This is a genomic window from Bordetella bronchialis, from assembly GCF_001676705.1.
Classification (GTDB): Bacteria; Pseudomonadota; Gammaproteobacteria; order Burkholderiales; family Burkholderiaceae_B; genus Bordetella_C; species Bordetella_C bronchialis.
The window spans coordinates 353139-379398 of record NZ_CP016170.1 but is presented as its reverse complement, the minus strand read 5'-3'; the positions used below and the strand labels follow the sequence as shown (position 1 = coordinate 379398).

Here is a 26260-nt window from a genome sequence, read left to right as displayed (position 1 = left end):
TCACGCTCCGGCTTTGTCATGTCCGCCGACACCCATGCCGTCTCCGTCATCGCCGCCGCCAGCCGGCTGGTCGCCAAAGTAGGATCCACGCTCGTCACCAACGAGGGCCGCGGCTTGGACCGCATCGCGGTCGCGCACTGGGCGCAGCAGATCGCCGCGCTGCGGCAACAGGGCAAGCAACTGGTCCTGGTGTCCAGCGGCGCCATCGCGGAGGGCATGGCCCGCCTGGGATGGCGCAAGCGTCCCTCCGCCATGCACGAGCTGCAGGCGGCGGCCGCCGTCGGACAGATGGGCCTGGCGCAGGCCTATGAAGCCGCCTTCGCGGAACATGGCCTGCGCACGGCGCAAATCCTGTTGACGCACGAAGACCTGGCCGACCGGCGCCGGTACCTGAACGCGCGGTCCACGCTTTTCGCGCTGCTGCGCATGGGCGTGGTGCCCATCGTCAACGAGAACGACACGGTGGTTACCGACGAGATCCGTTTCGGCGACAACGACACGCTGGGCGCGCTGGTGACCAACCTGATCGAAGCGGACGCGCTGATCATCCTGACCGACCAGCGCGGCCTGTACGAGGCCGACCCCCGCAAGCATCCCGATGCCCGCTTCGTCTCGCACGCCCAGGCCGGCGATCCGGCGCTGGAAGCGATGGCCGGTGGCGCGGGCAGCGGCATCGGCACCGGCGGCATGCTGACCAAGGTGCTGGCCGCCAAGCGCGCCGCGCACAGCGGCGCGCACACCGTGATCGCGTCCGGCCGCGAACGCGACGTGCTGGTGCGCCTGTCGCAAGGCGAGTGCATCGGCAGCGAGCTGCGCGCGGTATTGCCGGTGTGGTCGGCCCGCAAGCAATGGCTGGCGGACCACCTGCGCCTGCGCGGCCGCGTGGTCCTGGACGAAGGCGCCGTCCGCGCGCTCAAGCAGGAAGGCAAAAGCCTGCTGCCCATCGGGGTCATCGATGTACAAGGCGACTTCGATCGCGGCGATGTCGTCGCCTGCGTGGACACGGACGGCCATGAATGCGCGCGCGGGCTGGTGAACTATTCCGCGGCGGACACACGGCGCATCATGCGCCAGCCCTCTTCCCGCATCGAGACGCTACTCGGCAGCATGACCGAACCGGAACTCGTGCACCGGGACAATCTGGTCGTGCTCTGAAATCCAGGCGGTGCGCCGGAGGTCTCCCGGTGTGCCGGGCGCCTCACGAAAGTCGCGGCCGGTGCGCCTTCCTTGCTCGCGTCTTCGTATTTCCCTGGTCTAGGGCGGGCAGCCAGCAACCCCTGCCCGGATCCCCCGCCAGGCTAGCCTTCCAGCAACGACATCTTCAGCTGCACGCGCCGCTGCAGCCACAGGCTGGGGCGGTAACGGGGATCGCCGGTCACGCGCTGCATATTGCGCAGGATCTCCAGGATGCGCGCCGCACCCAGGACGTCGCCCATGGCCAAGGGCCCCATGGGGTAGCCCAGGCCCAGCGTGACGGCCTTGTCGATATCCTCCGCCGTGGCGATACGCTGCTGCGCGATGTCGCAGGCGATGTTGACGATGGTGGCGACGATGCGCTGCGCGACGAAGCCGGGCGAGTCCTCGATCACGCTGACCGGCGCGCCGTCGGCCGCGAAGAGCGCATGCGCCGCGTCGCGCCACTGGGGCAGCGTCGCCGGCGAGACCATGACCGTACGCCGGCGCTTGGAATCGAAGCCGTGCAAGGCGTCGATGGCCACCGTGCGCGCCGGGTCCAGGTCCTGGGTGAATACCGCCGTGGATACATCCTCGCCAAAGGGCGTGACGACGATGAGCGCGTCGTCCGGCGCGCGGCTATCCGGCGCGCGCGCCACGCCAAGCTCGTCCAGCAGCGCGCACACCGCGGCATGGCCCTGCGGGTGGATGCCGCTGACCCATACCTTCAAACCCGCCGTCGCGGGCGGCACGGGCGGCTCCGGCGGGACCTGCTTCTGGCCGTCCGCATAGCGGTAGAAACCTTCGCCGGCCTTGCGCCCCACCAGCCCGCCGGCCAGCCGCACCGTGGTGATGGGCGAGGGGCGAAAGCGCGGCTCGTCGAAGAACTGGCGGTAGATGGACTCCATCACGGGATGCGAAACGTCCAGCGCGGTCAGGTCCAGGAGCTCGAACGGCCCCATCCGGAAGCCGGCCTGCTCGCGCATGATGGCGTCGACCTGGGCGAACGTCGCGACCGACTCCTGCGCCACGCGCAGGCCTTCGGTGTTCATCCCGCGGCCGGCATGGTTGACGATGAAGCCCGGCATATCGCGCGCCCGCACGGGGGTGTGGCCCATGCGGCGGGTCAGTTCGACCAGCGCATCCCCGACGGCCGGGTCGCTGCGCAGGCCGTCGATGATCTCCACGACCTTCATCAGCGGCACGGGGTTGAAGAAGTGATAGCCCACCACGCGCGAAGGCAACCGGCAGGCGGCGGCAATGGCCGTGATCGATAGCGAGGACGTGTTGGAAGCCAGGATGCAGGTCTCGGCGACGACTTCCTCCAGCTGCTTGAAGACTTCGCGCTTGATGTCCAGGCGTTCGACGATGGCTTCGACCACCAGCTGGCAATCCTTCAGGTCGGCCAGCGCGCCGCAGGGCACGATGCGCGAGAGCGCCTGCCCCGCGTCGTCCGCGCTCAGCTTGCCCTTCTCCGCCAGCTTGGCCCATGTCTGCTGCAGGCTGGTCCGCGCGGCGGCCACGGCGTCGGCGCTCGTGTCGTACAGCCGCACGGTCAGGCCGGCCTGGGCGGCGATCTGGGCAATGCCCCGTCCCATGGCGCCCGCGCCCACGATGCCGATGATGTCGATGGTCCCTGTCATGATGTCGGTCTCCTGCCTGTGATTCGTTGCGGGCGCGCGCCCACCCCTTCGGCGGACGGCGCGTCACGGTGTCCCGCCATGCCCGCCCCGGCGGATGCCGCCACCGGCGGCCGTTCAGCGGGCGGCGGTTCCTTGGTCGTTCAAACGGTTCCGGCGGCCAGCGCCTGGATGTCGCCGTCGGTCAAGCCCAGCCGTTCGCGCAGCACCTGTTCGGTGTGCTGCCCCAGCAGGGGCGGCGCGCGCCGGTATTCCACCGGGCTGCCGGAAAACCGCAGCGGGCTGGCCCCGATAGGCACGGTGCCGGCCACCGGGTGCGGCAATTCGCGGCGCATCTGGCGGAATTGCACCTGCGGGTCCTCATAGACCTGGTCCAGCGTATTGATGGGCCCCGCCGGCACGCCCACCCGTTCCAGCTCGGCCAGCCAGTGGTCGCGCTCGCCCTGGGCCATGCGCTCGGCCAGGATGGGTACCAGCACCTCGCGGTTCACGACCCGCTTGGGATTGGTGGCGAAGCGGGGATCGTCGGCCAGTTCGGGCAGCCCTATGACGCCGCAGTAGGCGCGGAACTGGCTGTCGTTGCCCACGGCGACGATCATGTGCCCGTCGCTGACGGCGAACACCTGGTACGGCACCAGGTTCTGGTGCGCGTTGCCCGCGCGCCGAGGCGCCTTGCCCGACGTCATGTAGTTCAGGTTCTGGTTGGCCATCATCGCGACCTGGCAATCCAGCAGGGCCATATCCAGGTGCTGGCCCAGCCCGCTGCGTTCACGCTCGAACAGCGCCGCCAGGATACCGGTGACGGAGTACATGCCGGTCATCAGGTCCGCCACCGCGACGCCGGCCTTCTGCGGCCCGCCGCCCGGCGCGTCGTCGCGTTCGCCGGTAATGCTCATCAGGCCGCCCATCCCCTGGATCATGAAATCGTAGCCGGGCCGGCTGGCGTAGGGGCCCGTCTGGCCGAAGCCGGTGATGGAGCAATAGATCAGCCGCGGATTGGCCTGGCTCAGGCTTTCGTAGTCCAGGCCGTACTTGCGCAGGCCGCCGACCTTGAAATTCTCGACCAGGATGTCGCTTTGCATGGCCAGCTCGCGCACCAGCTCGGCGCCGCGCGGCGTGGCGATGTCCAGGGCCACGGAGAGCTTGTTGCGGTTGGCCGAGAGATAGTAGGCGGCCTCTGTCGTGTCGTTGCCCTCGGCGTCCTTCAAGTAAGGAGGGCCCCAGCCGCGCGTGTCGTCGCCGCTGCCCGGCCGTTCGATCTTGATGACTTCGGCCCCCAGGTCGGCCAGGTTCTGGGTGCACCAGGGGCCGGCGAGTACGCGGGTCAGGTCGAGGACGCGGATGCCGGTAAGGGGAGCGGGACGAGTGGACATGGACGCGGGTCGCGAAGGGTTACGAGGCAAAAAAGAGCAGTTGGCTATTGTGCCTGACATCTCGCCCGCGCCGCCGGCCGCCATGGCCGCGCGCGCATCGCCCGCCGCCCTCGCTGTCTCATGCAGTGGAAATTCGCCACGGGACGGGCGGGACGGGGAGCGCCTGGGGAAACGCGCGGAAGGTGGCCCGGCGCGGGCGGTCCCCCTGCCCGCCACCTGCCGCGAGAGGCGCCAGCCCGGCCGCAGAAGGGCGCACCTGCCGGCCGACAGGCCAGTCTAAGCCTTTGATTTCCCTGGGGTTCGGATCGTTTCCAGGCGGCCGTCGTGTTTCATTACAACAAACCTAGGGTTTACCCTGAAATTCTTGTTGCGCTGCACTAGGGGTTTTCCCTATAATGGTTTTCACTAAGCAGGCAGCAAGAAGCACCACCGGAGAAAGCCATGACCAACCTAGCCCTGAACCAGAATCTTCGTCTTACCGACGCCCTCGAACGCGACATCCTGGAGACCACCTTGAACACTCAACCCGCCGCCCATCCCGTCCACGCCGTCAAGCGTGCCGCCCGCGCTGTTGCCCACGGTGTCGGCGCCTTCTTCAACTTCATCGAAGAAGTGCAGGACACGATGACCCGCGCGCAACAACAGTCCGGCCGTATCCACGGTTCGCACTGGTAAGACCCGCTTCGGCAAGGCGCCCGGATGGGCTGGCTGAGCGCTGCTCGCCGCCCGCCGCGCCTCTTCCGCAGTCGCGCCGCGTCCGGCCGGCCATAGCCGTCGAGTCATTCCGGCCAAACGGCCAGTGACGCGAAGACCGCCACGGAAATCGGCGCCCCCGGGTGCCTTGCCGAGCAACGATGCGCTTGCCACCCCGCGTGGCAGTGCACCGCAGCAACACCAGCAGTGCATAGCGAAGCAGAGTAGACGCAGCAGTAGAGCAGTACCCGCTTGTAGCAGTAGAGCAGTGTGTCGTGAAGCAGTGTGAAGTAGTAGTACCCGCAGACGTGGTAGCGGTAGCAATACCGGCATCACCTGGCAGCACAGCAGTACGCGGTTGTAGTACGTGCATTACCCCGCAGCACAGCAGTACGCAGTTGTAGTACTCGCATTACCCCGCAGCACAGCAGTGCGCCGTTGTAGTACCTGCATTACCGCAGCACAGCAGTACGCGTTGGAAGTAGCAGTAGAAGTCTCTGCATCACCTGGCAACACAGCCGTAGCAGTAGCGCCCGATAGTGGTGGCCCGCCCGCATGCCGCAGCAGTACCGTGGATGCGAGCCGGCCACCACTGGCTTTTTGGCGGCCTTGATCTTCCGGCCTTGCCGCGGCTGCTGCTCTTGTCGTGGCTAGGCCCTCCCCGTAGCCCGCATCCCTCGCGCCGGCGCGCTGGCCCCGGCGGCATCGCCGGCTCCTTCCGCCGTCCATGACGGGTAAACCGTTCTCTCAGCGCTAACGCGCATTGACAGGCTTTTGCCAGCCTCGGGATAATCGGCCGCTTCGGCGATACGTCTGATAACGAGCTGGTTACGGTTGCAAATGCTGGCCGCCCTATCGCGGGGGGGACCACGGCCGGGACGCGGCGCGGTCGCTGCCGAGCGTCCGCGGTTATCGGGACGCGCCTCTTCCCGGAGTCCTCTCGATGCTGTTTTCCCGCCATACGCTGGCGCTGCTCTGCGCCAGCGCCGGTATCGCCGCCGCCATTCCGGCCCAGGCCCAGACCCTGAAAATCGCCCTGTCGGCCGAGCCCACATCCGCCGATCCCCACTATCACAAGATGTCCGCGAACGATGCGTTCTCGGCGCATGTGTACAGCTCGCTGATCGGGCGCGACGCCGATATGAACCTGGTCCCCGCCCTGGCGACGTCGTGGAAAAACCTGGACGACCTGACCTGGGAGTTCAAGCTGCGCCGTGATGTGACGTTCTCGAACGGCAAGCCCTTCACGTCGCAGGACGTGCTGTTCACGATCTGCCGCACGCTGAACAACGAGACCAATATCTCGAATTCCTACGCCACGCTGACGCAGCTCTTCGCCGACGTCCAGACGCCGGATGACTATACGGTCATCATCAAGACACGCCAGCCGCTGCCCGTCATGCCCGCCGAGGTCGCGCGCTCGCTTCCCATCATCTGGAACGGCATCGTCCCGCACGGCAAGCTGACGTTCGCGCCCAAGGAAGGCTGCGGCGTCACGGGACCGTGGCCTACCGTGGTGGACTTCAACAACGGCAAGGACACCATTGGCACCGGACCCTACATCCTGAAGTCCTATGTGAAGGGGACGGGCATCGAGCTGGTACGCAACGAGCACTATTGGGGTCCCAAGCCGTACTGGAAGGAAGTAAAGATGGTGCCGGTGCCCAATGCCGGCCCCCGCATGACGGGCCTGCTGTCGGGCGATTTCGATTTGATCGAAAATCCCGCCGCGCGCGACCTGCAGCGCTTGAAAGAAAACCCGAAGTTCGGCTATGTCGCCACGCCCTCGACCCGCCTGGTGTTCTTCCAGCCCGACGTGGGCCGTGCGCCCAGCCCCCTGGTCAAGGCGCCGGACGGCAAGAATCCCCTGCAGGATCTGCGGGTGCGCCAGGCCATCAATATGGCCATCGATCGCAAGGCCATCACGCAACGCATCATGGACGGCATGGCCACCCCGGCCTACCAATACATGCCGGACGGCATGTTCGGCGGCCTGGCCCATGCGCCGGAAATCAAGTACGACCCGGCCGCCGCCAAGAAGCTGCTGGCCGAGGCCGGCTACCCCGACGGCTTCGAATTGACCCTGTCCACGACCAACGACCGCTATATCAATGACGGGCAGGTCGCCCAGGCCGTCGCGCAATACCTGTCGCGTATCGGCATCAAGGCGAACGTGGACGCGATGACGGCGTCGATCTATTTCCCCAAGCGGGCCAAGCGTGAATTCAGTTTCGCGATCGGCGGCTGGCCGTCCGAGGTGGGCGAGGCCTCCGCGCTGTTCCAGCTGTGGGTGACCTCGCTGGACGCAGCCAAGTCGCTGGGCACCAGCAACTACGGCGGCTATTCCAACCCGGCCTTCGACAAGGTGTACCGCGAAGCGGCCATCACCGTCGACGCCGACAAGCGCCGCAAGCTGCTGGAAGAATCCACGAAGATCGCCCTGGCGGACGTGCCGCTGATTCCGCTGCACTTCGAAAGCACGCTGTGGGCTTACCGCAAAGGCATCCACTACGAAGGACGGCGGGACCAGTTCACGCTGGCGACGTCCGCGACGCCCGACGGTAAATAAGCCGCATCGGCACATTGAACGCCCGGCACCGCCGGGCGTTTTTTTATCCGCGGCCGCGGACCCGGGACGGGCTCAGGCGCCGGACGCCGGCTTGACCGTGACCGCGCCGGATACGCGCAGCGCCTTTTCGCGGGCCACATCCACGGTGTCCGCCGTGGCCAGGGCCACGCCCATCCTGCGCTTGACGAAGGATTCCGGCTTGCCGAACAGGCGGATATCGGTGCCGGGCTCGGCCAGCGCCTGGGCCACGCCGTCGAACGTGACCGCGCGGGCATCCACCCCGCCGTAGATGACGCTGCTGGCGCCCGGCTGGCGCAGCGTCACGTCCACCGGCAAACCCAGCAGCGCGCGGGCGTGCAGTTCGAATTCGTTCTGCGCCTGCGTGATCATGGTGACCATGCCGGTATCGTGGGGACGCGGGCTGACCTCGGAAAACCATACCTGGTCGCCGGCGACGAACAACTCCACGCCGAACAGGCCCAGGCCGCCCAGGTTGCCGGTGACGGCCAGGGCGATGGCCTGCGCGCGTTCCAGCGCGACCGGGGACATGGGATGCGGTTGCCAGCTTTCCACGTAGTCGCCATCCACCTGCTTGTGCCCGATGGGCGCGCAGAAGCCGGTTTCCACCTGCCCGGAAGCGCCGCGGGCACGTACGGTCAGCAGGGTGATCTCGTAGTCGAAGCGGATGAATCCTTCCACAATGGCGCGGCCGGCACCCGTCCGGCCGCCTTCTTGCGCATAGCGCCAGGCGGCGGCTACGTCGTCCGGGCCCTTGATGACCGATTGCCCTTTGCCGGACGATGACATGACGGGCTTGAGCACGCAGGGGTAGCCGATCCCGCCGTCGATGGCCTCGCGCAGCTGGGCCTCGGTATCGACGAACCGGTAGGGCGAGGTCGGCAGGCCCAGGGTTTCCGCGGCCAGCCGCCGGATACCCTCGCGGTTCATGGTGAGCTGGGCGGCGCGCGCCGTGGGCGTGACCCGCACGGTGCCGGCGGCCTCCAGTTCGACCAGCAGGTCGGTGGCGATGGCCTCGATTTCGGGGACAATCACATGGGGCTGTTCGCGTTCGATGACGGCGCGCAGGGCGTCGCGGTCCGTCATGGACACCACATGGGCGCGGTGGGCCACCTGCTGCCCGGGCGCGTCGGCATAGCGGTCCACGGCGATGACTTCCACGCCCAGGCGCTGCAGCGCGATGACGACTTCCTTGCCCAATTCCCCGGCCCCCAGCAGCATGACGCGGGTGGCGGCGGGAGAAAGCGGCGTGCCGAATCGGGGAGCGGGGATCGTGGACATGGGAAACCTGCGTGGGAAGACGGGCGCGAGGCGCGCGCGGGAAGCCCGCCAGCATGCCATAGCGGCCGTGCAGGGGCAACCGGCGCCCCCCGGGCCAGCGTGACCGAAGCATCCACCTCGAACGGGCGGCAATCCCCCGCTCTGCGATTAAAATCCATCCATGAATGCTATCCCCGCTACTTCCCCGGAAGCGGCGCTGGCCTCGGCCCGGCGCACGCTACGCATCGAAGCGCAAGCCTTGCACGAACTGGAAACCCGCCTGGACGACAGTTTTTCCCAGGCGGTGGACATGCTGCTGCATTGCCGCGGGCGGGTGGTCGTCAGCGGAATCGGTAAAACCGGCCACATCGCGCGCAAGGTCGCGGCCACGCTGGCGTCCACGGGTACACCCTCGTTTTTCCTGCACGCGGCCGAAGCCGTGCATGGCGACCTGGGCATGATCACCGCGGACGACGTGCTCATCGCCATTTCGTATTCCGGTTCCGGCGGCGAATTGCTGACCATTCTGCCGGCGGCGCGCCGCCTGGGTACGCGGGTGGTGGCGATGACGGGCAACCCCGGCTCCGAACTGGCCAGGCAGGCCGATATCCACCTGGACGTCAGCGTCACGCAGGAAGCATGTCCGATGAATCTGGCCCCGACCGCCAGCACGACCGCGGCGCTGGCCCTGGGCGATGCGCTGGCGGTGGCCTGCCTGGAGGCCCGGGGATTCGGCCCGGAGGACTTCGCCCGCTCGCATCCCGGCGGCACCCTGGGACGGCGCTTGCTGACCCATGTGCGCGACGTCATGCGCCAGGGCGACGCCCTGCCCCGGGTTGCCGCCGATGCGCCGCTGTCCCGCGCCCTGGAAGAGATGTCTGCCAAGCGCATGGGCATGACGGTGATCGTGGACGGCCAGCAGCGCCCGCTGGGCATCTTCACGGACGGCGACCTGCGCCGCCTGATTGAACGCCACGGCGATGTACGCGGTCTGAAGATCACGGACGGCATGACGCGGTCGCCGCACACCGTGCCGGCCGACGCGCTGGCCGTGGTCGCGGCAAGGCAAATGGACGAACTGCGCGTCAGCCAGATGCTCGTCCTGGACGATAACGGCGTACTCATCGGCGCCGTCCACATGCATGACCTGATGGCGGCGAAGGTGGTATGAACATGATTGCAACCGCGCGCTCCGCGACGCATCCGGCGGAAGCCCTGATCCTGGCACGCATCCCGCCCATCGTGAAAGAACGGGCGGCCGCCGTGCGCCTGATGGTTTTCGACGTGGACGGCGTGCTCACCGATGGCAGCCTGTACTACGGCGAACACGGGGAACTTTTCAAGCGCTTCAACGCGCTGGACGGCCACGGGCTGCGCCTGCTGGCCGAAGGCGGCATCGCCGTCGCGCTCATCACCGGCCGCTCCGGCCCCATTGTCGACCGGCGCGCGGCCGAGCTGGGCATCGCTGAAGTCATGCAGGGTGTCCGCGACAAGGGCGGCGCACTGGCCGCGCTTGCCCAGCGCAATGGCGTCACGCTGGACCAGACGGGCTACATGGGCGACGACATCATCGACCTGCCCGCCATGCAGCGCGCCGGCTTCGCGGCGTCGGTGCCCAATGCGCCGGCCTATGTGGCGCAAGGCGCGCACTGGGTCGCCAGCCATCCCGGCGGCAGCGGCGCCGTGCGCGAATGCTGCGATCTGCTGCTGGCCTGCCAGGGCCGCCTGGGCACCTTGCTGGCATCGCCCGGCCTGCTCGGCCCGGGCGCCATCCAATGACAATGACGCGCGCCCGCACGATGCATGCATCCCCCGCCCACGGAACCGCGCGGTATCGAATCACACATCCCATCGCATGAAAGAACGTTTCCCGTCGTTGATCGCGCTGTTTCTGCTCCTGGCCCTTGTGGTGGGGACCTGGTGGGCGGCCGACTATACCCAGCGCGCCGTGCCGACCGATCCGCCCCGCCGGCTGACGCACGAAATGGACGCCTGGTCGCGCAATTTCATCATGGTGCGCACCGGCGAGGACGGCAAGCCCATCAATCGCCTGGAAGGCATCTACGGCGAACACTATCCCGACGACGATTCCTATGTCGTGACCGACCCGCGCGCCGTCGGCCTGCGGCCGAACACCCCCATTACCGTGGCCACCTCGGACACGGCCACCATGTACGAGGGCGGCAAGCGCATCGTCATGGACAAGAACGCCCACATGCACCGCCAGCCCGACGCGGACACGCCGCCGCTGGACGTGCGCAGCGAACAACTGGTCATCCTGCCGGACGACGACACGATCACCACCACGCTGCCGGCGCTGGTCACGCGCGGGCAATCCCGCATGAACGGCACCGGCATGAAGTACAACAACAAGACCCGCCAGTTGGAAGTATTCTCGTCCACCAACGTGGAAATCGCGCCGTCGGACACCCAGCGCGCCGGCTCCAAGGACACGCCCAAGGAACGGCCCCAGGGTTCGCCCGGCGATCCCTCCAAACCCGCGGACGGCTCGCCGCGGACGCCTACCCAACCGCCTGCCGGCGCGGCCCCCGCGTCCGGGAAGGCCCCCGCCCACGCACCAGTAGAAAAACAATCATGATCGAACTCCGCACCCGCCTGTCGTCCGTCTGGTTGGCAGGCATCATCCTGGCCGCTGCCGCCGCCGGTGCGCACGCGCAAGGCGCGTCCCCGGCGCCGCAACAGGCGCCGGCCGCCAATGGCCAGGGCGCCACGGGCGCCAAGCCCGCGGCCAAAGGCAAGCCGCAGACGCCCGAGGAAGAACCCAATACGGTGATCCTGTCGGAGCAGCTGCACTACGATGACGTCAAGAAGACCAGCGTATTCACCGGCAACGTCATCATGACGCGCGGCCTGATGACGCTGCATTCCGACGAGCTTCAGATGCGCGAAGACGCCCAGGGCAACCAGTACGGCACGGCCCTGGCCAGTCCCGGCAAGATGGTGACCGTGCGGCAGGAACGCCCGGAAAACTTCGAAGTCATCGAAGGCGTCGGCCGGCGCGCCGAATACGATGGCACGAAGAGCACCTTCGACCTGATCGGGCAGGCCGTCGTGACGCGCTTCATCTGCGGCAAGCCCTTCGACACCATCCGCGGGCAGCGGGTGCGCTACAACGACAAGGCCGGTACCTACGAAGCAGTCGGCGGCCCCGAATCCGCGGCCGCGGCGGGACGGGTGCGTTCCGTCATGGAACCCCGCGCCCGTACCGATGCCGCCATCGCGGAATGCCGTGCCCAACAGGGCGGCAAGTCCGGCGCCGGCAAGAGCCCGTCGTCGTCCGCGCCGGGCGCCTCGGGCCAGGCCGCCGACCGCAATGGCCAGTCCGGCGGCGGCAGCGGCAAGTCGTCTTCCGGCAAATCCACCGTCAAACCCTGATCCGCCCGGCGTGCGCTGCCCGCTTGGCGCGGGCCGGCGCGCGCCGCCGTCGTTCCTGTTACCGATTCCACTCCGATTCAATGATCACGCAAGCGACACCCGAGACCCAGGCATCCGCGCGAACCAGCAGCCTGCGCGCCGTGGGGCTGCGCAAGACCTATCATGGCCGCACCGTCGTGCAGGACGTGTCGCTCTCCGTCGATAGCGGCGAAGTCGTGGGCCTGCTGGGCCCGAACGGCGCCGGCAAAACGACCAGCTTCTACATGATCGTGGGGCTGGTCCCCGCCGAGGCCGGCCGTATCGAGATCGACGACCAGAACATCACCGGGCTGCCGATCCACAAACGCGCGCGCCTGGGCGTTTCCTACCTGCCCCAGGATGCTTCCGTCTTCCGCCGCCTGACCGTCGAACAGAATATCCGCGCGGTGCTGGAGCTGCAGGTGGACGACCGGGGCCGGCAGATTTCCGCCACGGCCATCAAGGAAAACCTGGAACTGCTGCTGGACGAACTGCAGATCGGGCACATCCGCGGCAATACCGCGATCTCGCTGTCCGGGGGCGAACGCCGCCGGGTGGAAATCGCCCGCGCGCTGGCCACCAGCCCGCGCTTTATCCTGCTGGACGAGCCCTTTGCCGGCGTGGATCCGATCGCGGTGATCGAGATCCAGCGCATCGTGCGCTTCCTGAAAAGCCGCGGCATCGGCGTGCTGATCACCGACCATAACGTGCGCGAAACCCTGGGCATCTGCGACCGCGCGTACATCATCAGCGAAGGCAAGGTGCTGACCGACGGGCATCCCGAAGACATCGTGGGCGACCCGGCGGTACGGCGCGTCTACCTGGGCGAGCACTTCCGTATGTAACAGCACCCCTGTCGCTTCCGGGGGGCTTACAAGACTTCTTTCAGGGACGGATTGAATTGCCCAACGGAGTCTTTACACTAGGATTACAGGGCTTCGTCATCCCGAAGGAGCCCACTTTCGGAGGGGTTGCGCGGCACCGCCGTGCGTCCCCGCGATCTTGCAAACCGTCACTTCAGGAAGGAGAAAAGTCACGCTGATTCCGCGCTTCGTGCGCACAAACCTTTTCTTGGCAGAAGGAGATTGCACTATGAATCTAAGCATCTGCGGTCGTCATCTCGACGTCACCCCGGCGATCCGGGAGTATGTTGTGAACAAACTGGCGCGAGCTCTGCGGCATTTCGATCACATTATCGATGTGCAAGTCATGCTGGTGGTTGAACCGTTGCGGCATAGCGCCGAGATCAACATGCGATTGCGAGGCAAGGACCTCCATTGCGAAGCCCAGGACGAGAACCTGTATGCCGCCATCGACTTGCTTGCCGACAAAATCGACCGTCAGGTCATCCGACACAAGGATAAGGTACAGAGCCACGCCACCGAGTCCGTGAAGCGACTACCCGCAGCGGCCTGACCCGCACCGCGCCTCACGAATGCTCGATGACGAGCACTAAGTCAGCGCCTTAGCGCGACCTTCACCACCCAGCGCCGATGTCCCGCGGATCCGAAATCGCCGGGGCATCGGTCAAGCTGTCCAGCCCCCTTCCCCCTGCACCGTCCCCCCCAAGCGCCCTTCTGGAACGCCATGGCGCCCTGTGCCGCTCCCGTCCGCGAACCCTGGACCACCCCCTTGCCCGCGCGCCGGCTGTTTTTTTGCGTTGCGGCATATGAACATATAATCCAATCATGAATCATTTGCCGCGCATCCTGCCTGCCGGGAATGTCGTGCTAGATCTGCTGGCCACCAGTAAGAAGCGGGCATTCGAACAGGCCGGACTGCTTTTCGAAAATCACCACGGCCTGGCGCGTTCCGCCGTATTCGACAGCCTCTTCGCCAGGGAGCGGCTGGGTTCGACCGCGCTGGGCCAGGGAGTGGCCGTGCCGCATGGCCGGGTAAAGAACCTGACCGAGGCCGTTGCCGCGTTTTTCCGGCTATCGCGTCCCGTGCCCTTCGATTCGCCGGACAATCAGCCGGTCAGCATGCTGCTGTTCCTGCTGGTGCCCGAAAACGCCACGCAGCAGCACCTGGATATACTCGCCGAGCTCGCGCAATTGATGTCCAATAAGCCCCTGCGCGAAGCCCTGGCCACGGAAACCGATCCAGTGGCCGTGCATCGCATGCTGACGACCGGCACACTTTGATCTTTTCATCCCCATGCTTACCGTCCAGGAACTGGTCGACGACAACGCCGACAAAATCCCCTTCAATTGGATCGCGGGACAGGGCGCGGCAGACCGGGTGATACCGGACGACGGCATGGCCGCCGCCGACCTGGTGGGTCACCTCAACCTGATCCACCCTTCCCGCATACAGGTGTTCGGGCAAGAGGAACTGGCCTACTACACGCGCTTCGACCTGCGCCGCCGCATGCACCACATGGACGAGCTGCTGATCGGGGGCGTCCCGGCCATTCTGCTGGCCGACGGGCTCACGGCGCCGGAAGACCTGATCGACCAGTGCGACCAGCACCAGGTGCCGCTGCTCAGCACGCCGGTCGCCGCCGCGCAGTTGATCGACCTGCTGCGCATCTACCTGGGCAAGAAGCTGGCGCCCACCACCACCGTCCATGGCGTCTTCCTGGATGTGCTGGGCCTGGGCGTGCTCATCACGGGCGAATCCGGCCTTGGCAAGAGCGAGCTGGCGCTGGAGCTGATTTCGCGAGGCCACGGGCTGGTGGCGGACGACGCGGTGGAATTGTCGCGCACGGCGCCCAATATGATCGAAGGCCATTGCCCTTCGCTGCTGCAGAACCTGCTGGAAGTCCGCGGCCTGGGGCTGCTGGACATCCGCACCATCTTCGGCGAGACCTCCGTGCGCCGCAAGATGCGCCTGAAGCTGATCGTCCACCTGGTACGCGCCACGGCCCAGGACAAGTTCGAAAGGCTGCCGCTGCAGGACATCACCCAGGACATGCTGGGCCTGCCCATCCGCAAAGTGATGCTGCAAGTGGCCGCCGGACGCAACCTGGCGGTGCTGGTGGAAGCCGCGGTTCGCAACACCATCCTGAAGCTGCGCGGCATCGATACCCTGGGCGAATTCATGGAACGCCAGGCCATGGCGATCCTGCAGAACAGCAAGTAATCCTTCACAGCCTTGCTGGCGGCCGGCACGCACCCTTGCGCCGGGGCCGCCTGTGGACCGCGTGGACGGGCGCGTTCATGGCCGGCCGGCTGTCTCGCCGGCATCCATGGCGGCCAGCCCGGTGGCGAGCAGGCACCGTCCGCAAGCCGGACTATCCGCCCGCCGCGCGGGCCTGCTTGACCTGCAGGGATGTGACCGCTCCCGCGGCGTTGCCCCAGCTGTTGCGCACATAAGTCGCGACGGCGGCGACGTCTTCGTCGCTGAGCACCTGGCCGAACGGCGGCATGCCATGCGGCCGCGGGTTGCCCTGGGTGGCAGGCGCGTAGCCCCCTTCCAGCACCATGTGTATGACGTTGCCCGGATACGGGGCGGTGACGCTGATGTTGCCGGCAAGCGCCGGCCAGTCACGGCCCTTGCCGCGCCCGTCGGCGGCATGGCATTGGGCGCAGTGCTGTTCATACAGGGCGGCGCCGCGTCGCATGCCGGCGGCCTCGCGCACGCTGGCGACGGCCGGGGCCGGACCCGCCGGCAGGGATTTCAGATAGGCCGCGATGGCGCGCGCATCGCCATCGGCCAGGAACTGCGTGCTGCCCGCCACGACCTCGCCCATGGGGCCTGCCGCCACGCCATGCGCGCTGACGCCGGTCTTCAGCAGGTCCACGATATCGTCGCGGGACCAGCGGCCCAGGCCTTGTGCCGGGTCGCCATCCAATGGCGGCGCATACCAGCCCAGGCCTTCGATGGCGCCGCCCACGAAACCCGAACCGACCGGCGTAGCGCCCAGCGCATTGCGCGGCGCGTGGCAGGCGATGCAATGGCCCAGCCCGTCGACCAGATAGCGGCCCCGCGCCAGTTCCCCATCGACGCCGGCCTGCGCGGCGACGCCCGGACGGAAATACAGGCCGCGCCAGAAGGCCAGCAAGGGCCGCCAGCCGTAAGGGAAGTCCAGCTGGTGGGGCTTGCTGGGCTGCGCGACGGGCGCCACGGTGCGCAGATAGGCGTAGAGCGCGTCGGCGTCGGCCCGGCTGATGCGGGTGTACTCGGTGTAGGGAAAGGCGGGATAAAGCAGGTCGCCGGAGGGCGATTTGCCCTGGTGCAGCGCACGCCAGAAGTCGTCGGCTGTCCAGGACCCGATACCCGTGGCCGCGTCCGGGGTGATGTTCGGCCCGTAGAAGGTGCCGAAGGCGGTGGGAATGGCGGCGCCGCCGGCATAAGGCTGTCCGCCGGGCACGGTGTGGCAGGCCATGCAGTCGCCGACTTTCGCCAGGTAGGCGCCGTAGGCGACACGCTGGGCCGGATCGGCGATCGCCTGGACCGGTCCGGTCGACGCGTCGTCGCGGTAGCCGCGCCACGCCAGCACGGCAACGCCTAGGATAAGAATGAGCAGCAGGCCGGCGAGGATGCGCCCGGCGAGGATGCGCCCGGCGAGGAAGCGCCCGGCGAGGACACGCCCGGCAAGACGATGCGCACGCCTGCCGCGCTGGCCGCTATTGCCGCTATTGCCGCTATTGCCGCCGTTGCCGCCGTTGCCGCCGTTGCCGCCGTTGCCGCCGTTGCCGCCGTTGTGGCCGTTGTGGCCGTTGTGGCTGTTACGGCTATCGCGGTCATCATTCCTGGAAGATCGGGATTCGGCCACGGCGCTACTCCCCTGCCTGGCTGCCGCAGGTCGTCGGCAGCGAGATCGAGCCGGCTGGCGCGGGCTGGTAATTGGAAGGGACGGGCTGCGAGGACAGCCAGGCCGCGACGGCGGCGACATCCGCGGGGTCGAGCTGGCGCGCGACGTGGGCCATGCAGTCGGGCTCGGCCGCGCGGCGGGTGCCGCTGCGCCAGCTGCCGATCTGCGCAAGCAGATAATCGCGCGGCAAGCCCAGCAGGCCCGGGATAGCGGGCGCCAGGCCGCCCAGGGCCGCGCCATGGCAGGCGGCGCAAGCCGGGACAGCGCGGGACGGGTCCCCCGCCGTGGTCAGGACACGGCCACGCTCCAGCATGGCGGGGCTGGCGTCGCTGCGCGACGGCGCCGGGTAGTCCACATGCTGGTCCGCGAAATAGGCCGCGATATCGCGCAGATACTCGTCGGGCAGGTTGCGCAGCAAGTGCGCCATGGGCGCGTACTGGCGCCGGCCGTCGCGGAAGTTCTGCAACTGGTGATAAAGGTAGTCGCGCGGCTTGCCGGCCAGGCGCGGATAGTAGCCGTCCGGGCCGGCACGGCCTTGTTCGCCATGGCAGGCCGTACAGGCGGCGACGCGCGCCCGCATGGTGCCGGGCTCCAAGGGCACCGGCGCCTGCGCCTGCGCACGCGCCGCCGAGCCTGCCATCAGCAGCGCCGCCAGCAGCAGGACATGGAAGAGCCCGCCTGGCGGTGCGTTGAAGAAAGCACCTGGCCGCGCGCTGAAGAACGCACGCAACCATGCGTGGAAGACCGCCCGTGGCGCGGCGTTGTGGCGCGCGCCCGGCAACGCCGCGCGGGGCTTTGCCGCCCCCGCGGAGAACCGTGCCCGGAACCGCGCCGCCCGCCGGGCGGCATGGCATAGCCTGAATACTCCCATCGATTGCGCCTTGTCGTATCAATGCCGGATTAAGCCGGATTCCGCGAAAATGGAACAGGGGCAGTCGTGCAGTTTACGGGCATATCAGTTACATGGCCGACCCGCTGACGCCGCCCCGCAATACAAATCGTGCCACAATCATGCCCATGTTCAGCGTCGTTCTCATCACCGGCATATCCGGCTCCGGCAAATCGGTCGCCCTGCGGCTGCTGGAGGACTCTGGCTATACCTGCGTCGATAACCTGCCGGTACGCTTCCTGTCCGACTTCGTCGCCACCGCGCGCAATGACGCCATGGCGCGCGTGGCCGTGGCCATCGACGTGCGTTCGCCGGGCGAGCTCGCCGAACTGCCGGCCGCCATCGCCACGCTGCGCGCCGTGGGCACGCGGATACGGGTGGTGTTCCTGGATGCCGATACCAATACGCTGGTCCAGCGCTATTCCGAGTCGCGGCGCCGCCATCCGCTGACCGACCGGCTGCAGCGCAGCGGCAAGCCTGCTTCGCTGCTGGATTGCATCCGGGTCGAGCGCGAAATGCTCGCCCCGCTGCGCGACCAGGAACACGTCATCGACACCTCGGAGCTCACGCCGGGGCAGTTGCGGGCGTGGATACGCGACCTGGTGCAGGCCGACCGCCAGGCGGTCGTGCTGACCTTCGAATCCTTCGCCTTCAAGCGCGGCGTCCCGCGCGACGCCGACCTGGTGTTCGATGTACGCTGCCTGCCCAACCCCTACTACGATCCGGTACTGCGTCCGCTGACGGGACGCGACGCTCCCGTGGCCGCCTACCTGGCCAGTTTCGACGCGGTGCGCCAACTGATCGACGACATCACCGACTTCATCCGCAAATGGCTGCCGCGCTATATGGAAGACACGCGCAGCTATCTGACGGTGGCCATCGGCTGCACCGGCGGCCAGCACCGGTCGGTCTATGTCGTCGAACAACTGGCGCAGCGCTTCGCCGATCACAAACCCTTGCTGGTCCGACACCGCACCCAACTCCCCGAAGAACACGCATGACTTTCCGGCGCCTGCGCAATCTCCTTCTCATCGCCTTGCTGATCGCGGTGGTAGCGGGGTGTTCCAGTACCGGAGGCCGCAAACGCGGCGGCTACTACAAGGACGACGGTCCCGGCGCGAATCCGCCGAGCAACCTGGACGCCGTGCCGGACGCCGAGCCGCGCATCGAACCCCTGGCCAGCGGCGCCAACCGGCCCTATGTGGTCTTCGGCAAGCGCTACGTCCCGATGACGGGCGACCAGGCCTACACGCAACGCGGCATCGCATCCTGGTACGGGCGGAAATTCCACGGCAACTCGACCTCCATCGGCGAGCCCTACGATATGTACGCGATGACGGCGGCGCATCCCACGCTGCCGATTCCCAGCTATGCGCGCGTCACCAGCGCGATCAACGGCAAGACCATCATCGTGCGCGTCAACGATCGCGGCCCCTTCCATGACAATCGCATCATGGACCTGTCCTATGTGGCGGCCTACAAACTGGGCATCATCGGCCCGGGCAGCGGCGAGGTCACCGTGCAGCGCATCCTTCCGGACGAGATCCGCCGCATGGTCGCGCAACGCGAAAGCGGCGCACGGAGCGCCGCCGCCGCGCCCGCCGCGGCGCCGGGCGGCACCGCCGGCGTTTCCACTGCCGTGCCTGTCGTGCTGTCCGCCGGCGAAACGCCCGCGGCCGTGCCGATGGCGCCGGCCTCCGGGGCGGCATCCGGCGGTACCGCGCTGAACAGCCTGCCGGCGCCAGCCAACGCTGGCGCGGCGTCCGGCCCCACGCCCTTGCCGCCTCCCGCCACCGCCGCCGCGCCGGTGCTGGCCGCCCCCGCCGCCGCCCAGGCGCCCGCGGCCGCCGGTTCGGTCTATCTGCAGCTGGGAGCCTTCAGCCAGGCGGCCAATGCGCAATCCCTGGCCGCGCGCGTGAACAGCCAATTGACGGCGGCCGGCCTGCCGCCGGCCATGGTGGAACAGGCGGGACAGCTCTATCGCGTGCGCGTCGGCCCCTACGCCGACCGCGACACGGCGATGTCGGCGGTCCATACGGTCGCCAACAGCACGGGCATACTGCCCACCATCGCCACGCGCTGAGCGCAGGGAGCACGACGCGCCTGCACGGACGGGACCGTCTTGGACGCCCCGGCTTGCATTGCGAACGGCATGGCGCAATGTGCATCTCGAGGAGGCAATGAGACCTGACGCGCCGGGGTGTTTGCTTGCCGTCGCCTACCAGAGGCTGCCTTGCCGCGGATCCATGTCGCGCTTTTTCGCGTCCGCCGAGGCGCTCGCATAGGCATGGCCTTCCAGCGCCAGCAAGGCCTGCTTGCGCGGCAGCCCCCCACCGAACCCGGTCAGGGATCCGTCGCTGCCGACGATGCGGTGGCATGGAATGAAAATGGAAATCGGATTGCGGCCGACGGCCTGGGCGACCGCGCGCACCGCGGCGCTTTGCGCGCAGCATTGCGACAAGGCGCCATAGCTTTGCAATTCCCCGAAGGGGATGTCGCGCAGCGCATCCCACACGCGGCGCTGGAACGGCGTGCCTGGCGGCGCCATGGGCAAGGAAAACGCCCGCCGCTTACCCGCGAAGTATTCCGCCAGCTCCAGTTCGGCGCGATCCAGGATGGGGTCTTCGGGATGTCCGTCGAGCGTAAGGCCGGCGGCGAGGCGCGGCGTGCCCGTGGCCGCTACGGGTGCAGCGGGGGCCGGCAATGGTGTCGCCGAGCCTGAAAGCGGTGCGGCGGCAGGCTGGGATGAGGCGGCCGCAAGCGGCGATGACGCGGTGGCGGCCACGATGGACGCCCTGGCCTTCGCCTTGATCCGGGCCCCGGCCGTGGACGCCGCGGCCTCGTCACCGGCCGGGCAGTCCCCCTGGTCCAGGAACCAGGCGCCGGTCAAGGCGCCGCCTTGCGCGTGCAGCCGCATAGGCCCGAGCGGGGTCTCGACGATGCGCAGGCGCGGCGGTGGCGCGGCGGATGCCGGTTTCATGAAGGCTTGCGCGCCAGGGCGCGCGCATAAAGCACGTCGCGCGGCAGCCCGCTGATACGCGCCGCGATCCGCGCGGCGTCGCGCACGGAAACGGATTCGAGCAGGGCGTCGAGCAGCGTGTCGGTAGCGGCATCCACGCCGGTGTCTTCGGCGTCCTTCGCGGGGGCGGCATGCGCGATCAGCACGAATTCGCCCTGGCCCCGGTGGGGCTGCGCCCCCAGCCAATCGGCCGCCTGCTCCAGCGGCATGGTGGCGACCTCCTCGAAGCGCTTGGTCAACTCGCGCGCGATGGTGACTTCGCGCTGGCCGCCCAGTACATGACGCATATCGGCCAGCGTGGCGGCCAGCCGATGCGGCGATTCGAACATCACGACCGGCGCCGGAACGCCGCACCACTGCGCCAGCCAGCGCTGCCGCGCGGCGGACTTCGGCGGCGGGAAGCCGGCGAACACATAGGCGGGGTTCTCGTCGGTGGTGACCCCGCTGGCCATCAAGGCGGCGATGACCGCGCTCGGCCCCGGAACCGGCACGACGGCGTGCCCGGCCTGGCGGACGGCGCGGACGATACGGGCGCCGGGATCGCTGACGGCCGGCGCGCCGGCATCGGACACGAGGGCCACGCGCTGCCCCTGCGCCAGGCGCTCGCGGATGGCCTGGGCGGCGGCGGCTTCGTTGTGGCGATGCGCCGCCATCAGCGGCGTGGCGATGCCCCACGCATCCAGCAGGGTACGGCTTTCGCGGGTGTCCTCGGCGGCGATGACATCGGCGCGCGAGAGGGCCTGCCATGCGCGCAGGCTGAGGTCGCCCAGATTGCCGATGGGCGTGGCCACGACGTACAGCGTGGCCGGCGGCCATTGCTGCGCGGCCACGCGCTCGGCGACCCGGCGCCAGGCGTGGTTGCCATCAACCAGGGCGGGGCTGGGACCCGGGTCGGAACCCGAACCCGGATCCGAACCGGCAGCGGAACCGGAACCACGGCCCGAACCGGCGGACGGTGCGACGTTTTCGTTCATTGCGCGAGAAATGGAAAGCGAACCCTGCCAGTGTAGAGGCTTATGGCAAACGATATTTCGGCGCTGCTCATCGAAGCGGCTCGCCGGGCCCAGGCGGCACGCGTGCGCCAGCGGCGGCGCGCGGCGACCCGGAAGACCGCCGGCCCGGCCGCGCAGGACCCGCCGCGGCTCTCGCCCCGGCAGCGGGAAGGCGGCCGCTACGAAGACCGCGCCCTGGCCCTGCTGGCCCGGGCGGGCCTGCGGCCCCTGGCGCGCAACCTGCGTTGCCGCGGCGGCGAAATCGACCTGGCCTTGCGCGACGGCGACACGCTGGTGCTGGTGGAAGTGCGCGCTCGCCGCGACCGCCGCTACGGCGGCGCCGCCGCCAGCGTGGGCTGGACCAAGCAAGCGCGCCTGATCCGGGCGGCGGCCCGCCTGCTGCCCGGCCTGGCGGCGCGCCACTGGGCGGGACACCCGCCGCGGGTGCGTTTCGACGTGGTGGCTTTCGAGGGCGAAGAGCCGCTGTGGCTGCGTCACGCCTTCGATGTGCCCGTGAGATAATCCGCGGCATGATCGATATGACGACTCGCATGGTGTCGCACTTCAATAATGCGATCGCCACCCTTCAGGCCAGCCGCGATGCGCTGGCCGACCCGCTGGCCGTGGCCGTGGACGTGCTGTTCGGCGCGCTGGCCAACAATGCCAAGATTCTTGCCTGCGGCAACGGCGGCTCGGCCGCCGACGCCCAGCATTTCGTCGCCGAGCTGGTGGGCCGCTTCGAGCGCGAGCGGCTGCCGCTGGCCGCGATCGCCCTGAATACCGATACCTCCATCCTGACCGCGGTGGGCAACGACTACGGTTTCGACGAAGTCTTCGACCGCCAGGTCAACGCGCTGGGCCAGCCGGGTGACGTCCTGGTGGCGATTTCCACCAGCGGCAATTCGCCCAACGTGGTGCGCGCCGTCCAGGCCGCGCAACAGCGCGAGATGCACGTCATCGCGCTGACCGGCAAGGGCGGCGGCGTGATCGGGGAACTCATGACGGCGCACGACGTCCATTTGTGCGTGCCGAACGACCGCACCATGCGCATCCAGGAAACGCACATCGTCCTGCTGCACGCGCTGTGCGATGGCATCGACGCCTTACTGCTGGGAGACACCGAATGACATTGAAACCCCGATTCCACACCATCCCCCTGGCCGCCGCGCTGACCGCCTGCGTCCTGGCGCTGTCGGCCTGCGCGCCGGTGGTCGTGGGCGGCGCCGCCGCCGGCGCGGCCGTGGTGGCCACCGACCGCCGCACCTCGGGCACCCAGCTGGACGACCAGAACATCAGCTTCAAGGTCGAACACGCCATCGCGCAGAAGCTGGGCGATGCCGCCCACGTCAGCGCCAATACCTATGAAGGCGTGGTGCTGCTGACCGGCGAAGTCCCCAACGACGCCGCCAAGGCGCAGGCGACCTCGCTGGCCCAGGGCGTGGAGAAAGTGAAGAAAGTCGTCAACCAGCTGACCATCGGCCCGGCGTCCAGCTTCAGCGTGCGCTCCAACGACACCTGGCTCAGCTCCAAGGTGCGCACGGAGCTCCTCAACACCAAGTTCGTGCCATCCGGCTCCATTTCCGTCACCACCGACAAAAGCGTGGTCTACCTTCAGGGGAAAGTAACCCAGGCCGAAGGAGAATACGCGGCGAACGCGGCGGCCGGCGTAAGCGGGGTGGCCAAGGTGGTTAAACTGTTCGATATCATCAGCCGCGAGGAAGCGGTGCGGCTGTCCGGCGGCTCCAGCGGCTCCGCCACGGCGCCCGCGCAATCGGGCTCCCAGCGCGCGCCCATCGAGACAGGCCCCGGGATGTCGAACGCCGCGGCCCCCGAGGGCGCCGCCCCCGCCGGCGGCGGGGCCCAGGCCATACCGATCAAGTAAGCCGGCGGCGCAGGGACAATGCAGGATCGACGTTTCCGCGGGAAACGCAAAGGAACGGTGCTGGAATGAAAAAGCTCGTTGTCGCGGTCATGGTGGCGGTCGTCGCGGGAATCGCCGGCTGGTTCATCTGGCGTCCGGTGCAGGCGGCGCCGGACGTTACGTTCGCCTCCATCGATGGCAAGCAAGTATCGCTGCAGGACCTGCGCGGCAAAGTGGTGCTGGTCAAGTTCTGGGCCACCGATTGCGTCACCTGCATCAAGCAGATGCCCGATACCATCGCGGATTACAACCGCTACGCGCCCCAGGGCTTCCAGACCGTGGCGGTCGCCATGCAGTACGACCCGCCCAATTACGTCCTGAACTACGCCCAGACGCGCAAGCTGCCGTTCACCGTGGCGCTGGACACCCAGGGCAAGGCGGCGCAGGCCTTCGGCGACGTCCGCCTGACGCCGACCGCTTTCCTGATCGATAAGCAGGGCCGCATCATCAAGCGCTACCTGGGCGAATACGACCCCAAGGAATTCCACGCGCAGATCGAAAAGGCCCTGGCCGCCGGCTGATTCCCCATCCCGCCCCGCCGGCCGCGGGGCAACTATGCGCCGTCCGCACATGGCAACCCCACCCGCATCCCCCCTATCCCCTGCCGCCGGCACGCCGGCCGGCTCGTCCGCGCGCGTCTTCGTCTTTCGCGGCAGCGAACTGCTGGTGCGGGCCGACGACCTGGCGCTGCCGGACGAGGCCGTGCGCGGCCATGACTGGGCGGCCGACATCCAATGGCAGGCGCTGGGCGAATACCTGGGACAGGCCTGTATGAGCGCCGCGCTGTCGCGCGATGCCGCGGCGCCGGCCGGCTTCGTCTTCAAGCGGCTGCGGGAGATGTTCCCCCTGCTGGGCGAGGAAGCCTCTGCGGTGGCCGGCCGCGCCTTCCAGATCGCGGAATGGGCGCGCACGCACCGGTATTGCGGCCACTGCGGCACGGCCACCGTGCGCGTGCCGCACGAATTCTGCATGAAGTGCCCGAACTGCGGCCTGTCGGCCTATCCGCGCATTTCACCCGCCATGATGGTCCTGATCCGCAAGGGCGACAGCATCCTGCTGGCCCGCAACGCCAATTTTGTCGCCGGGCGCTATAGCGCCCTGGCCGGTTTCGTCGAGGCCGGCGAATCGCTGGAAGCCACGGTGCACCGCGAAGTGGAAGAGGAAGTCGGCCTGCGCGTGCGGGACCTGAAGTATTTCAAGAGCCAGTCCTGGCCCTTCCCGCACTCCCTGATGCTGGCCTTTACCGCCGAATACGATGGCGGCGATATCCGCGTGGACGGGGTGGAGATCGTCGATGCCCAATGGTATGGCCCCGGAGACCGCTTGCCGGACATCCCGCCCACGGATTCCATCGCCGGCTCGCTGATCCGGGCCAATCTGCCACCGGGCGTACGTTTTCATAACCAGTAGAAATATACAAAACAAAATTTATTAGTTTGAGTTACTAAGCGGCGGCGGCATGATGCCTCGGCCGTTTTCCGTTGAACGGCGCCGATTTTTCTTCATGGAGCCGTTCCCTTGATCAAGCGCCTGCTCGCCACGTCTCTCGCCGCCGCCCTGCTGTTTGGCGCGGGTACCGCGTCGGCCCAGCAAACCCTGCTGAATTCCTCGTACGACGTCGCGCGTGAACTCTTCACCGCCATCAATCCCAAGTTCATCGCGTACTGGAAAGAGAAGACCGGCGAGACCGTCACGGTGGAACAATCCTTCGGCGGCACCTCGCGCCAGGCGCAGGCCATCCTGCAGGGGCTGAAGGCGGACACGGTCACCTTCAACCAGGTGCCGGACGTGGACATCCTGGCCAAGCGCGGCCTGGTCGCGAAGGACTGGCAGAAGAAATTCCCCGGGAATGCCTCGCCCTACTACAGCACGATCGCTTTCCTGGTGCGCAAGGGCAATCCCAAACACATCCAGAGCTGGGACGATCTCGTCCGCGACGACGTGAAGGTGGTCTTCCCCAATCCGAAGACCTCCGGCAACGCCCGCTATACCTATCTGGCCGCCTGGCTGTACGCGCAGCAGAAGTTCAATGGCGACGAGGCGAAGACGCGCGCCTTCGTCGGCAAGCTGCTGCACAACGTGGAAAGCTTCCCCACCGGCGGCCGCGGCGCCACGGTGGCATTCGCCCAGAACAACCAGGGCGACGCGGTGCTGACCTTCGAATCCGAGGTGCGCAATATCGCCGCCAGCGATGAATTCAAGCCGCTGGGACTGGAGGTGGTCGTGCCGCCGGTAAGCGTGCTGGCCGAGTTCCCCGTGGCCGTGGTCGACAAGGTGGCGGATGCCAAGGGCACGCGCAAGCTGGCCGAGGCCTATCTGCAATACCAGTATTCGCCCGAAATCCAGGCCCTGCTGGCCAGCTTCAACTACCGGGTCCGCGACCCGGAGGTGGTCAAGGCCAACGCCAGCCGCTTCCCCAAGGTGGAGCTGCTGGACCCGCAGAAGCTGGGTACCTGGGACCAGATCCAGGACACCCACTTCAAGAGCGGTGGCGTGCTGGATCAACTGCTCGCCGGCAAGTCCTGATCGGCGGCGGCTGT

The 26260-nt window shown here is 67.9% G+C and carries 25 protein-coding genes and 1 pseudogene; 19 read left to right on the top strand and 7 right to left on the bottom strand.

The annotated features are described in order from the left end of the window. The first annotated feature begins 18 nt into the window (after positions 1-18). Positions 19-1155 carry a glutamate 5-kinase gene (proB, locus tag BAU06_RS01690; RefSeq protein ID WP_066343609.1) on the top strand — a complete coding sequence of 379 codons (1137 nt, stop codon included), beginning with the start codon at positions 19-21 and terminating at the stop codon, positions 1153-1155. A gap of 143 nt (positions 1156-1298) precedes the next feature. Here proB and BAU06_RS01685 read toward each other — a convergent pair whose 3' ends face one another. Next, positions 1299-2816 carry a 3-hydroxyacyl-CoA dehydrogenase gene (locus BAU06_RS01685; RefSeq protein ID WP_066343606.1) on the bottom strand — a complete coding sequence of 506 codons (1518 nt, stop codon included), beginning with the start codon at positions 2814-2816 and terminating at the stop codon, positions 1299-1301. A gap of 140 nt (positions 2817-2956) precedes the next feature. Further along, the gene (locus tag BAU06_RS01680) at positions 2957-4186 is read right to left on the bottom strand and encodes a CaiB/BaiF CoA transferase family protein (RefSeq protein ID WP_066343604.1); all 1230 of its coding nucleotides are present in this window, start codon (positions 4184-4186) and stop codon (positions 2957-2959) included. A gap of 441 nt (positions 4187-4627) precedes the next feature. Here BAU06_RS01680 and BAU06_RS01675 point away from each other — a divergent pair, with 441 nt between their 5' ends. Then, positions 4628-4861, top strand: a complete 234-nt coding sequence (locus BAU06_RS01675) for a hypothetical protein (RefSeq protein ID WP_066343602.1) — start codon at positions 4628-4630, stop codon at positions 4859-4861. Positions 4862-5822: 961 nt separating this feature from the next. Continuing rightward, the gene (locus BAU06_RS01670) at positions 5823-7448 is read left to right on the top strand and encodes an ABC transporter substrate-binding protein (RefSeq protein WP_066343593.1); all 1626 of its coding nucleotides are present in this window, start codon (positions 5823-5825) and stop codon (positions 7446-7448) included. A gap of 72 nt (positions 7449-7520) precedes the next feature. Here BAU06_RS01670 and purT read toward each other — a convergent pair whose 3' ends face one another. Then, positions 7521-8747 carry a formate-dependent phosphoribosylglycinamide formyltransferase gene (purT, locus tag BAU06_RS01665; RefSeq protein WP_066343586.1) on the bottom strand — a complete coding sequence of 409 codons (1227 nt, stop codon included), beginning with the start codon at positions 8745-8747 and terminating at the stop codon, positions 7521-7523. 160 nt (positions 8748-8907) lie between these two features. Here purT and BAU06_RS01660 point away from each other — a divergent pair, with 160 nt between their 5' ends. The 8 genes and pseudogenes from BAU06_RS01660 to hprK all read left to right on the top strand — a co-directional run bounded on the left by BAU06_RS01660 (position 8908) and on the right by hprK (position 15224). Next, on the top strand, positions 8908-9897 hold the full coding sequence (locus BAU06_RS01660; RefSeq protein WP_066343579.1) for a KpsF/GutQ family sugar-phosphate isomerase: 990 nt from the start codon (positions 8908-8910) through the stop codon (positions 9895-9897). A 2-nt stretch (positions 9898-9899) separates the two neighbouring features. After that, the gene (locus BAU06_RS01655) at positions 9900-10505 is read left to right on the top strand and encodes a KdsC family phosphatase (protein WP_415834887.1); all 606 of its coding nucleotides are present in this window, start codon (positions 9900-9902) and stop codon (positions 10503-10505) included. Positions 10506-10581: 76 nt separating this feature from the next. Then, a pseudogene (gene lptC / locus BAU06_RS01650) lies at positions 10582-11208 on the top strand (LPS export ABC transporter periplasmic protein LptC); the annotation flags it as partial. 113 nt (positions 11209-11321) lie between these two features. Next, positions 11322-12122, top strand: coding sequence for a lipopolysaccharide transport periplasmic protein LptA (gene lptA, locus BAU06_RS25915; RefSeq protein WP_082993472.1), 801 nt, complete (start codon positions 11322-11324; stop codon positions 12120-12122). A gap of 80 nt (positions 12123-12202) precedes the next feature. Further along, complete coding sequence (lptB, locus tag BAU06_RS01640) at positions 12203-12985, top strand: LPS export ABC transporter ATP-binding protein (protein ID WP_066343573.1); 783 nt, start codon at positions 12203-12205, stop codon at positions 12983-12985. A 247-nt stretch (positions 12986-13232) separates the two neighbouring features. Beyond that, positions 13233-13556: a ribosome hibernation-promoting factor, HPF/YfiA family gene (gene hpf / locus BAU06_RS01635; RefSeq protein ID WP_066343570.1), complete on the top strand. Its 324-nt coding sequence runs from the start codon at positions 13233-13235 to the stop codon at positions 13554-13556. A 272-nt stretch (positions 13557-13828) separates the two neighbouring features. Then, complete coding sequence (locus BAU06_RS01630; protein WP_066343564.1) at positions 13829-14284, top strand: PTS sugar transporter subunit IIA; 456 nt, start codon at positions 13829-13831, stop codon at positions 14282-14284. A gap of 13 nt (positions 14285-14297) precedes the next feature. After that, positions 14298-15224, top strand: coding sequence for an HPr(Ser) kinase/phosphatase (gene hprK / locus BAU06_RS01625; RefSeq protein ID WP_066343558.1), 927 nt, complete (start codon positions 14298-14300; stop codon positions 15222-15224). Between the two features lie 151 nt (positions 15225-15375). On the opposite strand, the gene BAU06_RS01620 is transcribed toward hprK, so the two are convergent. After that, entirely contained in the window at positions 15376-16641 is a 1266-nt protein-coding gene (locus BAU06_RS01620; protein WP_066357674.1) for a c-type cytochrome, read from the bottom strand. Between the two features lie 223 nt (positions 16642-16864). Then, on the bottom strand, positions 16865-17539 hold the full coding sequence (locus tag BAU06_RS01615; RefSeq protein WP_156770350.1) for a c-type cytochrome: 675 nt from the start codon (positions 17537-17539) through the stop codon (positions 16865-16867). A gap of 377 nt (positions 17540-17916) precedes the next feature. On the opposite strand from BAU06_RS01615, the gene rapZ reads away from it, so the two are divergent. Beyond that, entirely contained in the window at positions 17917-18789 is an 873-nt protein-coding gene (rapZ, locus tag BAU06_RS01610) for an RNase adapter RapZ (RefSeq protein ID WP_066357672.1), read from the top strand. Then, positions 18786-19871 (top strand): septal ring lytic transglycosylase RlpA family protein, encoded by a 1086-nt coding sequence (locus BAU06_RS01605; protein ID WP_066343555.1) that lies wholly within the window; start codon positions 18786-18788, stop codon positions 19869-19871. The genes rapZ and BAU06_RS01605 overlap by 4 nt, the downstream gene beginning before the upstream one ends. Before the next feature lie 135 nt (positions 19872-20006). On the opposite strand, the gene BAU06_RS26810 is transcribed toward BAU06_RS01605, so the two are convergent. After that, positions 20007-20768, bottom strand: coding sequence for a methylated-DNA--[protein]-cysteine S-methyltransferase (locus tag BAU06_RS26810; RefSeq protein ID WP_066667797.1), 762 nt, complete (start codon positions 20766-20768; stop codon positions 20007-20009). Further along, positions 20765-21781 carry a 16S rRNA (cytidine(1402)-2'-O)-methyltransferase gene (gene rsmI / locus BAU06_RS01595; RefSeq protein WP_082987909.1) on the bottom strand — a complete coding sequence of 339 codons (1017 nt, stop codon included), beginning with the start codon at positions 21779-21781 and terminating at the stop codon, positions 20765-20767. The genes BAU06_RS26810 and rsmI overlap by 4 nt, the downstream gene beginning before the upstream one ends. Before the next feature lie 42 nt (positions 21782-21823). Between rsmI and BAU06_RS01590 the strand changes: the two genes are divergently transcribed. From BAU06_RS01590 to cysP, 6 genes are all read left to right on the top strand, one after another. After that, positions 21824-22321 (top strand): YraN family protein, encoded by a 498-nt coding sequence (locus BAU06_RS01590; RefSeq protein ID WP_082987908.1) that lies wholly within the window; start codon positions 21824-21826, stop codon positions 22319-22321. A gap of 11 nt (positions 22322-22332) precedes the next feature. Beyond that, a complete protein-coding gene (locus BAU06_RS01585; RefSeq protein ID WP_066357668.1) occupies positions 22333-22926 on the top strand; it encodes a phosphoheptose isomerase in 594 nt (197 codons plus the stop codon). Next, a complete protein-coding gene (locus BAU06_RS01580; RefSeq protein WP_066343547.1) occupies positions 22923-23681 on the top strand; it encodes a BON domain-containing protein in 759 nt (252 codons plus the stop codon). Before BAU06_RS01585 ends, BAU06_RS01580 begins: the two co-directional genes overlap by 4 nt. 65 nt (positions 23682-23746) lie before the next feature. Continuing rightward, the gene (locus BAU06_RS01575; RefSeq protein WP_066343542.1) at positions 23747-24241 is read left to right on the top strand and encodes a peroxiredoxin family protein; all 495 of its coding nucleotides are present in this window, start codon (positions 23747-23749) and stop codon (positions 24239-24241) included. Positions 24242-24290: 49 nt separating this feature from the next. Further along, entirely contained in the window at positions 24291-25130 is an 840-nt protein-coding gene (nudC, locus tag BAU06_RS01570; protein WP_082993830.1) for an NAD(+) diphosphatase, read from the top strand. Between the two features lie 108 nt (positions 25131-25238). Then, on the top strand, positions 25239-26246 hold the full coding sequence (cysP, locus tag BAU06_RS01565) for a thiosulfate ABC transporter substrate-binding protein CysP (protein ID WP_066343538.1): 1008 nt from the start codon (positions 25239-25241) through the stop codon (positions 26244-26246). Positions 26247-26260: the final 14 nt, after the last annotated feature.

Coding starts and splice junctions, on each gene's coding strand:
- proB (WP_066343609.1), top strand. CDS start 19: ATGTCCGCCGACACCCATGCCGTCTCCGTCATCGCCGCCGCCAGCCGG.
- BAU06_RS01685 (WP_066343606.1), bottom strand. CDS start 2,816: ATGACAGGGACCATCGACATCATCGGCATCGTGGGCGCGGGCGCCATG.
- BAU06_RS01680 (WP_066343604.1), bottom strand. CDS start 4,186: ATGTCCACTCGTCCCGCTCCCCTTACCGGCATCCGCGTCCTCGACCTG.
- BAU06_RS01675 (WP_066343602.1), top strand. CDS start 4,628: ATGACCAACCTAGCCCTGAACCAGAATCTTCGTCTTACCGACGCCCTC.
- BAU06_RS01670 (WP_066343593.1), top strand. CDS start 5,823: ATGCTGTTTTCCCGCCATACGCTGGCGCTGCTCTGCGCCAGCGCCGGT.
- purT (WP_066343586.1), bottom strand. CDS start 8,747: ATGTCCACGATCCCCGCTCCCCGATTCGGCACGCCGCTTTCTCCCGCC.
- BAU06_RS01660 (WP_066343579.1), top strand. CDS start 8,908: ATGAATGCTATCCCCGCTACTTCCCCGGAAGCGGCGCTGGCCTCGGCC.
- BAU06_RS01655 (WP_415834887.1), top strand. CDS start 9,900: ATGATTGCAACCGCGCGCTCCGCGACGCATCCGGCGGAAGCCCTGATC.
- lptA (WP_082993472.1), top strand. CDS start 11,322: ATGATCGAACTCCGCACCCGCCTGTCGTCCGTCTGGTTGGCAGGCATC.
- lptB (WP_066343573.1), top strand. CDS start 12,203: ATGATCACGCAAGCGACACCCGAGACCCAGGCATCCGCGCGAACCAGC.
- hpf (WP_066343570.1), top strand. CDS start 13,233: ATGAATCTAAGCATCTGCGGTCGTCATCTCGACGTCACCCCGGCGATC.
- BAU06_RS01630 (WP_066343564.1), top strand. CDS start 13,829: ATGAATCATTTGCCGCGCATCCTGCCTGCCGGGAATGTCGTGCTAGAT.
- hprK (WP_066343558.1), top strand. CDS start 14,298: ATGCTTACCGTCCAGGAACTGGTCGACGACAACGCCGACAAAATCCCC.
- BAU06_RS01615 (WP_156770350.1), bottom strand. CDS start 17,539: ATGGCAGGCTCGGCGGCGCGTGCGCAGGCGCAGGCGCCGGTGCCCTTG.
- rapZ (WP_066357672.1), top strand. CDS start 17,917: ATGTTCAGCGTCGTTCTCATCACCGGCATATCCGGCTCCGGCAAATCG.
- BAU06_RS01605 (WP_066343555.1), top strand. CDS start 18,786: ATGACTTTCCGGCGCCTGCGCAATCTCCTTCTCATCGCCTTGCTGATC.
- BAU06_RS26810 (WP_066667797.1), bottom strand. CDS start 20,768: ATGAAACCGGCATCCGCCGCGCCACCGCCGCGCCTGCGCATCGTCGAG.
- rsmI (WP_082987909.1), bottom strand. CDS start 21,781: ATGAACGAAAACGTCGCACCGTCCGCCGGTTCGGGCCGTGGTTCCGGT.
- BAU06_RS01590 (WP_082987908.1), top strand. CDS start 21,824: ATGGCAAACGATATTTCGGCGCTGCTCATCGAAGCGGCTCGCCGGGCC.
- BAU06_RS01580 (WP_066343547.1), top strand. CDS start 22,923: ATGACATTGAAACCCCGATTCCACACCATCCCCCTGGCCGCCGCGCTG.
- BAU06_RS01575 (WP_066343542.1), top strand. CDS start 23,747: ATGAAAAAGCTCGTTGTCGCGGTCATGGTGGCGGTCGTCGCGGGAATC.
- nudC (WP_082993830.1), top strand. CDS start 24,291: ATGGCAACCCCACCCGCATCCCCCCTATCCCCTGCCGCCGGCACGCCG.